Source organism: Blautia sp. 2227st1_G12_2227SCRN_220401 (assembly GCF_039062885.1).
Lineage (GTDB): Bacteria > Bacillota > Clostridia > Lachnospirales > Lachnospiraceae > Blautia_A > Blautia_A fusiformis.
The window spans coordinates 1-1938 of sequence record NZ_JBCLNI010000063.1 but is presented as its reverse complement, the minus strand read 5'-3'; the positions used below and the strand labels follow the sequence as shown (position 1 = coordinate 1938).

The following is a 1938-nucleotide window of genomic DNA, read 5'->3' as shown; positions in this document are numbered from 1 at the left end:
CCTGTGTATTTTCCGTAGATCACACGGTCGCCCGGCTTTACCTGTACCGGTACTTCTTTACCGTCTACGACCTTACCGCCACCTACTGCGATAACCTCTGCCTGCTGGGTTTTCTCCTTGGAGCTGTCCGGAAGTACGATGCCGGATGCGGTTTTGTCTTCTGTCTCAAAATATTTTACGATAACTCTGTCTGCAACTGGTTTTAATGCCATATTCATTTCCTTCTTTCTGTGATTATTAGCACTCTTGAGCTTTGAGTGCTACTCTTTTTTTATCATACTACATATCCGAAAATTGTCAAGATATTTGCAGATATGTAGTATGATATTATTTATGATAGGGCTCTCCACTGATGATACGATAGCTGCGGTAGATCTGTTCCAGAAGGATCACACGCATCAGCTGATGAGGAAATGTCATCTTCGAAAAGCTTAAAGCATAGTCTGATCTCTTCAGTACTTCTTTTCCAAGACCGATAGAGCCGCCGATCACAAACTGGATATGGCTGGTCCCACGTATTCCCAGCTCGTTGATCTTCCGTGCGAAATTCTCAGAGGTCAGCTGTTCGCCTCCGATCTCCAGAGTGATCACAAACGCATCCTCCCGGATATATTTAAGAAGACGCTCCCCTTCCTTGTTCCGAATGGCATCTTCTACTGTTTCGCTGGCATTATCCGGTGTTTTTTCGTCGGACACTTCTATGATCTCCAGCTTGCAGTAACGCCCGAGGCGCTTGGAATACTCCGCAATGGCATCCCGCAGATATTTTTCCTTGATCTTCCCTACTGTCAGGATACTTATTTTCATCCGCCGTTCTCCTCCAGATAATTCTCAAATTCTTCTACTGACATCAAAACCTTCCTTGGCTTGGTTCCTTCCTCCGGACCTACCACTCCTGCGTCACAAAGCTGATCCATGATCCTTGCCGCACGGTTAAATCCGATCTTGAACATACGCTGGAGCATACCGATGGAGGCCTTTTCCTTCTCAATGATAAATTTACCGGCTTCTGTAAAATAGACATCTCTGTCACCGCCGCCGGCTCCTCCCGGGACACCGGCTGTATTGACCTGCTTCTCGATGGAGGTATCATAAACAGCACCCTGATTTTTGTCAGAAACATATTCTACGACTGCACTGACCTCCTCATCTGAAACAAAAGCGCCCTGCAGTCTGGCCGGCTTCTGATACCCCTGAGGATAAAACAGCATATCGCCCTTGCCAAGAAGCTTCTCGGCACCGTTCATATCCAGGATCGTCCTTGAATCCACACCGGAGGATACAGAAAATGCGATCCTGGACGGCATATTGGCCTTGATCAGACCTGTGATGACATTGACCGATGGCCTCTGGGTAGCAATGATCAGATGGATACCTGCTGCACGTGCCAGCTGGGCCAGACGGCAGATCGCATCCTCAACTTCTCCCGGCGCAACCATCATAAGATCCGCAAGCTCGTCCACGATGATCACGATCTGCGGCATCTTCTCAGGTGCCTTTTCTCCCTCCGGGACACGCATATTGGCAACCTTTTTGTTATATTCTCCAAGATTACGTACCCCATATTCCGCAAAGGCATTGTAACGGCTGGTCATCTCGGAAACAGCCCAGTTCAACGCACCGGCCGCTTTCTTCGGATCTGTGACCACCGGAATGAACAGGTGCGGGATCCCGTTGTATACACTGAGCTCCACCACCTTCGGATCGATCATGATCAGACGCACCTCATCCGGTGTAGCCTTATAAAGGATGCTGATGATCAGCGTATTGATGCAGACGGATTTTCCGGAGCCGGTTGCTCCGGCGATAAGAAGATGCGGCATCTTGGCAATATCTGCCACTACCGGTTTTCCGGCAATATCCTTACCTGCTGCAAAAGACAGCTTGGATTTTGCATTTTTAAACTCCTCTGACTGAAGAAGATCCCTCAGCATGACC

At 48.6% G+C, this 1938-nt stretch carries 3 protein-coding genes; all 3 read right to left on the bottom strand.

Annotated elements, in window-relative coordinates; genetic code table 11:
• Nucleotides 1-212 (bottom strand): co-chaperone GroES (locus ABCM67_RS16165; protein ID WP_342993063.1); only part of this gene is annotated, 212 nt, incomplete at its 3' end.
• Between the two features lie 115 nt (nt 213-327).
• Nucleotides 328-807 carry a 23S rRNA (pseudouridine(1915)-N(3))-methyltransferase RlmH gene (gene rlmH, locus ABCM67_RS16160; RefSeq protein WP_015524828.1) on the bottom strand — a complete coding sequence of 160 codons (480 nt, stop codon included), beginning with the start codon at nt 805-807 and terminating at the stop codon, nt 328-330.
• Nucleotides 804-1938 (bottom strand): FtsK/SpoIIIE domain-containing protein (locus ABCM67_RS16155; RefSeq protein ID WP_342993061.1); only part of this gene is annotated, 1135 nt, incomplete at its 5' end. The genes rlmH and ABCM67_RS16155, both read right to left, overlap by 4 nt.